Below are 6,094 nucleotides of genomic sequence, written 5' to 3'. Positions count from 1 at the left end.
TATAATGGACCCATAGGTTAAGACACAAAAACAAAAAAATTAAGCTATAATGGTGACATGGAAAAGAGAAAAAAATTTACAGCTGAACAAAAAGCAAACATCGTGTTGGAAATGCTCCGTGGGGAGAAGACAGTAGCCGAGATCGCTGCTCAATACGAAGTCCACCCCACCCAGCTACACCGATGGAAGGCTGAGGCCATAGAGAACCTCCCTTCCCTTTTCACCCGCGGCGCCAGCGAACTGGAAAAGATGAGAAAGCAGTATGAAGCCGAGAAGGAGGAACTGATCAAGCAAATAGGCCAGTTGACCATAGAGGTCAATTGGTTGAAAAAAATCTGCCGAACTCAACGAGCGCCGTCAAAAGACGTGAAATGGTGGAGCGTCATCACCCCGAAATCTCAGTAAAGAGGCAGGCGGAACTTTTAGACCAACCGCACCTGCATATACTACAAAGGGATATAGGCTATGTAGTCAATAAAAAGCGCGTTCTGACCGGTTTTCTCTATACTGTTTTTTATGTCATTATTCGCCATAAACCTAAATTTCCCTGTCATAGATAGGCATTCCGCAGCTAGTTCATATCGCCAGGAAGGTAATAAAAAACCGCCTGGCAACAACGCGCCGGGCGGTAGCAATAAAGAACGTGTTTTAGCTAACATTTAACTTATGCTTGAAATGCTTTTCCGGAGCAGCCATCAGGCTATCAGATCATATGCCCTCCTCCAGGCTGCTATGCAGGATACTACCCTAACCCCGGGTTAGGGGGAGTTCACTACAGGGAGTTTTTACATCGAGAAAAACCAACAATAAGGATTATAAAGGCTGTAAATAAGATTAAGCTATTAAAAATTTGAATCCCTGATATCACCATACCAATATTAGTATAAGACATACCTACCCCTCTAAGAAATAAATTTAATGGGATAAAGTGTATAGTTATCTTAATAAGGTAATAAAATACAACCAGAGCAAAAAACCATATTCCATAACAAAAAATCAAGTCCTTTTTAATCTGCGCATAGCAAACATACATTCCTGTAATGGCTATAATAGAGATTATAATATATACTAATAATATCATGATTTATCGCCTCTATTGTTTTTATAGCACCAGAAACCCAAAACAAGCATTATATAGGCAATAATAATTAAAATATAGCCTGAGTAACGAAAAACATTCATAATAAATAAAGTAGTTTTCAGTGAAAGCTCAGTTGAATATAGGAGACTTGGAGCTAAAATAAATATTTGCGAAACGGCAAGTAAAATAAAAAACCTTGTGGCATAACGATAAAGGTTATTGTATTTATATTTATGGCAGATTAAAATCCCTATAAACACAAGTGGCATGCTAAAAATATCCACTAAATTCACCTCTTATATCTTAAATTTTTACATTAGTTCTTGGTAATTTCCAAGCGTTGACACTCCAAGCCTTCGTGAAGCTATAGTACGAATGAGTAAGTTTATAGATGAAACTGAGAAACTGAGGTCCTTTGTTAACTGCTCTTTAAAAGTGGTTAGAGGTACCCCCTTCTTTCAGGTTGAATAGTAAAACAGCTTGCTTCATTGGACTTCTGGCTCATCATTTTTGCTCATCATCTATCTTTAATAATTATCCATCCTCATCATGATTCGATCTCCCGATTACAGGTTCCTTCCAGTTTGGTAATAGACCTAATATGTTTTCTTTAAAAAATTAGGGGGATAAATACCCCCTCCTTCATAAGTTAATTTTTTAAGCTAAACATTAAAAGTCTATCTGTATGCGATACCAATCACTATATTTATTAGTAGAAAGATCATAAGAGGTAAATATACCATTTATAACAGTATAACCTTGAGTTATTAAATAAGCTCGATAGTAATGACCTGCTTTAAGTTCAACCTGAAAAACATTTGGCCGGGAATAATTTTCTGTAAAAGTTTGACCACTACCATCAAATGGAGGGATAAAAGTTGCTATGCTTTTAGATGCAACTTCTCTGTCTTCAGTTAGATCATATAATTTAAAATCTACCCCTCCAATACTAACAGCCCCAGTGTCCGGTGCAAAATTAAGATATGCAGAGTAATATCCTTCTATAGAAAAGCTAGCAATTTGTGAGCCTGTCCCGTTTACTTTGAAAACTTTACCGGTCCATGCCCAACCTGATGAATTGTTAATCACCGACCACACCTTTACCAGATTGCGATTATTATTCAAATCAAAATCTACACTATATAATCCGCTACCACCACGGCCTCCTCCTTCAGCAGCATAAAAATCACAGTCACTACCAAGATAAACATCTACATCATCTGCTTGTAATTCCGAGGGTTCGGTTTTTTTAACGCTTCTTCTTATTTGTTCTTCTGTAACTTTCTGCATCTCCAGTATCATTTCTAGAGATTTTTCTGTTTAGCATTATTACTTAGGGATATTTGTTGCTCTAAATATTGCCTAAAATCACGAGGCTCTTTTAAAGATTTTTCTGTGGCATGGGCTGAACATATTGCAGTAAAAAGTAATGCCAAAACCGTGAACAAGCTAAACATTAATTTACGTTTTAGCATAAAACAACCTCCTTGCTATATTAATATTACGGTATCCTAATGTGCTGGGATGCGCTAATGAGAATTCCTTAACTACAAAATATTGTGGGATTTTTCATATTAAACTTCAATACCCAAAGGAATCACCCCCTTTTTTATCTAAATTTTATCACCAACATACTGAATCCGATCCATTCTCAGGATATAATGCGGGATTTGGTGGATATAATACGGTTTTTGCCAGACGAATTACAGGAAGCGTTGAGAGATGGGGGTAACACCTTTATTACATTTTAAAGGGATAGGGTTACAGCTAGTTCATATCGCCAGGAAGGTAATAAAAAACTGCCTGGCAACAACGCGCCGGGCGGTAGAAAAAAAGCTAAAAGGGATATGGTTAGACCTATCCCTTAGGATTTACCATCTCAATATGAATTTTTCTACTGCTAGAGTTCACATGAACCCAATATATCCCCTCAAGTTGCTGTCAAAAGTATAAGTGGGATATCCATAGTCATTTGTTCGTGATAGGTATCCTAGAATAACGATGCCTGGTTCTGATCATCTCTTTGTTTCAACCGGAAACCGAGCATGTTTGTCATATCAAACCATAAAAATTAGCTACAGGAGTTCATATAATCGTTAAGATACAAATAAAATGTCTGCAGTATTTTTTCCTTTGTATTCCTCTCGTTTTCTTAGTCAATCTACCCTGTAGCCTTTCCAAAATAATATCAGAAGGATATACCTCTTAGTCAGGGTGGAGAAAAAACTCGACGACCTGACGGCGGCCATTCACGACCTGGCCCAAACCCTGGGCAGAACCGCGCCCGGCTATGGATCTACCGGGGAAATAACCTGCGCAACGCTGCTATCCGAGCGATGTTAAAAATCGTACCCATCGTGGCTAGTCAATATAACATTTTGTATCTTTCTTTTACCCCGGGCTTTACGTAGATCAGGCGGCCGACGATAAAAGATCGTTAAAGTACCGCCGGCGATTAACCGGTCCGGCAGGACGATGATACCGTCCTGCAAGGAAAAGTCTCTGGCCGTCGTCATGCTGGACAGCGCCTCCGGCCTTTTCCCGGTCTAAAAACCTGCCGGCGACACCGAGCCGTGATTGGCAGCGCGGATGGCTACCACCCGGCCCAGCTTACCGGCCTGGATTTCCTGGCGCAGCCGTCGCGCCGCCAGGTGAAAGCGGCAGGGAAAGGCAATGCCCACCTTGTTTTCCCGGCAGGCAGCGATCATGCGGGTGGCATCTTCGACGGTGGTAGCAATGGCTTTGTCGCATAGGATATGCTTGCCATGGGCTGCTTCGTCCAGGGCCAGGCGGGCGTGTTCGGCATTGGCGGAACAGATGATAACCCCGTCGATATCTGTTTCTAGGAGGGTGTCAATCGTAGGGAAGTAACGAGTGCCAAACTGCCCGGCGGCAGCGCGGCCCCGCCCGGCGTCGTCGTCCGCTAGGCCAGCGAACTCCACCCAGGCAGGCGGGTAAGGGCGCCGGCGTAACTGTAGGCATGCATATGGGCAAAACTAAAGATCCTTATCTTCATCCCTTCATCTCCTTGACTACGCTAAAGTAAAAACTTATGTAATTCTCTTATATCTGTTATTAAGTTTTAGCAGCACCCCGCTAGTTTAACACCTTCTTACATAGTCAAGAATAATATACCTGTATGAGGTAAATTATACCAGGTGATTTTATATGACTGATGATATAAACAAAATTCTCGGCTCTCTTTCTTACCTCTTAGGGACTATAGTTGTAATCGAATGTTTCGCGAAATTATTAAGTGGCCGTTCCCGGATACCGCTATATATTGCCCTGGCAATAATTATCGTCGGCCCCGTCGAGGACCTGATAAACGCCTTTATCGAAAAAAATAAAATATGGCGCCAGGAGCGTAAGTTTTATAAGGAATTGGTTAACCAGATCACCAGTATCGCCTTTTTGATTTTAATGGAGCTTTCAATAAGTGAAGCTTAATCTTTTATTTCACTAGCTAAATAGTTGTCCTGGGCTCATATACCCTTTTTCATTTTCATGTTTTATTAACCATCCTTAGCGCCCGGTATAAGCCCTTTTCGGCAAAAATCACCCCCCTCAATGCAGGGGGGGTGATTACCTTTGTGCTTCTTTTTTAACGGTAAAGGCGTACTTCATAGTCATTAAGTATTAAATGGTAATCAGTTGACTGAGCTATCATGGGAACCGGCATATATAGGATGCTATCTCGCAACAAGCCCTCACTCGTTGCTTTAATAACTATATCTTTATCTTTTAATTTAACCCAAGCTAAGCGTTGTTCATTATCCCAAGCGACTGTTCCGCCCATTCTGGTGAAAACTTCTCTGACAGGCAGGTATACAACGTCATTAATGGCAAAGGGAGTATGTTTTAAATTAACCTCAGAACCGTCAATGAAAACTTTGAAGTTAGGTGTTAAATCCTGCAAATTCTTTGTTTTTGCTATGGCTTTAATCACTTGCAAGACATATTCCTGGCAATAGGCCCCTGCCTTGGGATCCCAGTTTTCATTTTGGGGTTCGCTATTGGATAAGATGCGAATACCAAGAAAAGGTATATTGTATGCCCGGGCAACTTGAGCCGCCGATGCTGTTTCCATTTCTTCTACTGAAGTACCAAGTCGTTCATGCGCCCATTTTATACGATCTAGTTCCCGGTTCCATTCATCTGCAGTGCCAATTACTCCCCTGACAACCCGACCGTATTGATAGCTACTGGCTACACTTTCGGCTATCTTCAATAATTCCTGGTCGCCCTCAAAACCGTGAAAACTTATCCTCTTGCCATCCAAATTCAATTTTACATCTTCTGGTATCCACTCCAGAGGATTAGTGCCCTGCCCATAATCCCGGTGGTTAGACTTGAACTTTCCGTAATTAATGGCCTTTTCTCCTAAGACAATATCAAAACGGTGTAAAGAAGGGTCGTGGCCCCCTGATGTTCCCTGGTTGATTATAGCCCAAGGATGAAATTTCTCAATAGCCAAGAGCGTAGCGGCGGCAGCGTTAGTAATACCTACTTCAGTACGGGAAACAACAACTGGAAGATTGTCAATCGTTCCTTGCCAAAAAGTCCAGCTGCCAAAGGTTATTTCTTTGGGGTTATCCAATGCTTTCACCAGTTCTTGTATCTCCAGATCCATCGCTCCCTGGACTACAAGCGGTCTGGCATCGATGTCTGCCGCTACCGCATTTGCCCCACCCAGGGCTATAAAGAAGAACAACGCAAACACGAGGAAAAAATACTTTTTGATCATAAAAAACCTCCTTTAAGAGATTTATTTAAAATATTCTTTCCTCATTTGGAAAATCCTTCTGTTAAAATTTCGATTTTTGCCCTCCAGCGCCGCCGGGAAACCTTTTGTAAACTTTCCGCCCGCGGTACTGTCTGCCGTGAAAAAAACAGCTGCTACCTGCTGGTAGAGCCAGGCGGCAGTACTGTCGCCGCACAGCTCATCGATCGCAAGGGTGACGTCATAATCCTCCGCCGGGAAGATAAATTGAGCCCCCTGTGACTGCAGGG

11 protein-coding genes are annotated in these 6,094 nt (G+C 41.7%); 4 read left to right on the top strand and 7 right to left on the bottom strand.

Annotation, left to right across the window (positions count from 1 at the left end):
• Positions 1-57 precede the first annotated feature (57 nt).
• Entirely contained in the window at positions 58-405 is a 348-nt protein-coding gene (locus E308F_RS14025; RefSeq protein WP_141304235.1) for a transposase, read from the top strand.
• 41 nt (positions 406-446) lie between these two features.
• Here the strand turns inward: E308F_RS14025 and E308F_RS16320 are convergent, their stop codons facing one another.
• From E308F_RS16320 to E308F_RS15985, 4 genes are all read right to left on the bottom strand, one after another.
• On the bottom strand, positions 447-659 hold the full coding sequence (locus E308F_RS16320) for a hypothetical protein (protein WP_216364563.1): 213 nt from the start codon (positions 657-659) through the stop codon (positions 447-449).
• A 418-nt stretch (positions 660-1,077) separates the two neighbouring features.
• Positions 1,078-1,365: a hypothetical protein gene (locus tag E308F_RS14015; RefSeq protein ID WP_172613965.1), complete on the bottom strand. Its 288-nt coding sequence runs from the start codon at positions 1,363-1,365 to the stop codon at positions 1,078-1,080.
• A gap of 385 nt (positions 1,366-1,750) precedes the next feature.
• On the bottom strand, positions 1,751-2,371 hold the full coding sequence (locus E308F_RS14010) for a hypothetical protein (protein ID WP_141265528.1): 621 nt from the start codon (positions 2,369-2,371) through the stop codon (positions 1,751-1,753).
• 14 nt (positions 2,372-2,385) lie between these two features.
• Complete coding sequence (locus E308F_RS15985; protein ID WP_172613964.1) at positions 2,386-2,556, bottom strand: hypothetical protein; 171 nt, start codon at positions 2,554-2,556, stop codon at positions 2,386-2,388.
• Between the two features lie 712 nt (positions 2,557-3,268).
• Here E308F_RS15985 and E308F_RS16680 point away from each other — a divergent pair.
• Complete coding sequence (locus E308F_RS16680) at positions 3,269-3,424, top strand: YvrJ family protein (RefSeq protein ID WP_141265703.1); 156 nt, start codon at positions 3,269-3,271, stop codon at positions 3,422-3,424.
• On the opposite strand, the gene E308F_RS15980 is transcribed toward E308F_RS16680, so the two are convergent.
• Together E308F_RS15980 and E308F_RS14000 are read right to left on the bottom strand one after the other, a co-directional pair.
• A complete protein-coding gene (locus E308F_RS15980) occupies positions 3,421-3,597 on the bottom strand; it encodes a hypothetical protein (RefSeq protein WP_172613395.1) in 177 nt (58 codons plus the stop codon). The two genes, E308F_RS16680 and E308F_RS15980, sit on opposite strands and share 4 nt — an antisense overlap.
• Before the next feature lie 30 nt (positions 3,598-3,627).
• Complete coding sequence (locus tag E308F_RS14000; protein ID WP_141265527.1) at positions 3,628-4,023, bottom strand: Gfo/Idh/MocA family protein; 396 nt, start codon at positions 4,021-4,023, stop codon at positions 3,628-3,630.
• 226 nt (positions 4,024-4,249) lie between these two features.
• Here E308F_RS14000 and E308F_RS13995 point away from each other — a divergent pair, with 226 nt between their 5' ends.
• Entirely contained in the window at positions 4,250-4,531 is a 282-nt protein-coding gene (locus tag E308F_RS13995) for a hypothetical protein (RefSeq protein ID WP_141265526.1), read from the top strand.
• 154 nt (positions 4,532-4,685) lie between these two features.
• Here the strand turns inward: E308F_RS13995 and E308F_RS13990 are convergent, their stop codons facing one another.
• Complete coding sequence (locus tag E308F_RS13990) at positions 4,686-5,828, bottom strand: stalk domain-containing protein (RefSeq protein ID WP_172613963.1); 1,143 nt, start codon at positions 5,826-5,828, stop codon at positions 4,686-4,688.
• Positions 5,829-5,873: 45 nt separating this feature from the next.
• On the opposite strand from E308F_RS13990, the gene E308F_RS13985 reads away from it, so the two are divergent.
• Positions 5,874-6,086 carry a hypothetical protein gene (locus E308F_RS13985; protein ID WP_141265525.1) on the top strand — a complete coding sequence of 71 codons (213 nt, stop codon included), beginning with the start codon at positions 5,874-5,876 and terminating at the stop codon, positions 6,084-6,086.
• The last annotated feature ends 8 nt before the right edge of the window (positions 6,087-6,094 follow it).

Source organism: Moorella sp. E308F, from assembly GCF_006538365.1.
Taxonomy (GTDB): Bacteria; Bacillota; DSM-521; order Neomoorellales; family Neomoorellaceae; genus Neomoorella.
Note: the sequence above shows the minus strand (reverse complement) of the source record. Positions and strands in the feature narration are given on the sequence as shown.

Bases quoted from the DNA above. Each gene is read 5' to 3' on its own strand.
- E308F_RS14025 (WP_141304235.1), top strand. From the start codon at position 58: ATGGAAAAGAGAAAAAAATTTACAGCTGAACAAAAAGCAAACATCGTG.
- E308F_RS16320 (WP_216364563.1), bottom strand. From the start codon at position 659: ATGTTAGCTAAAACACGTTCTTTATTGCTACCGCCCGGCGCGTTGTTG.
- E308F_RS14010 (WP_141265528.1), bottom strand. From the start codon at position 2,371: ATGCAGAAAGTTACAGAAGAACAAATAAGAAGAAGCGTTAAAAAAACC.
- E308F_RS15985 (WP_172613964.1), bottom strand. From the start codon at position 2,556: ATGCTAAAACGTAAATTAATGTTTAGCTTGTTCACGGTTTTGGCATTA.
- E308F_RS15980 (WP_172613395.1), bottom strand. From the start codon at position 3,597: ATGACGACGGCCAGAGACTTTTCCTTGCAGGACGGTATCATCGTCCTG.
- E308F_RS13995 (WP_141265526.1), top strand. From the start codon at position 4,250: ATGACTGATGATATAAACAAAATTCTCGGCTCTCTTTCTTACCTCTTA.
- E308F_RS13990 (WP_172613963.1), bottom strand. From the start codon at position 5,828: ATGATCAAAAAGTATTTTTTCCTCGTGTTTGCGTTGTTCTTCTTTATA.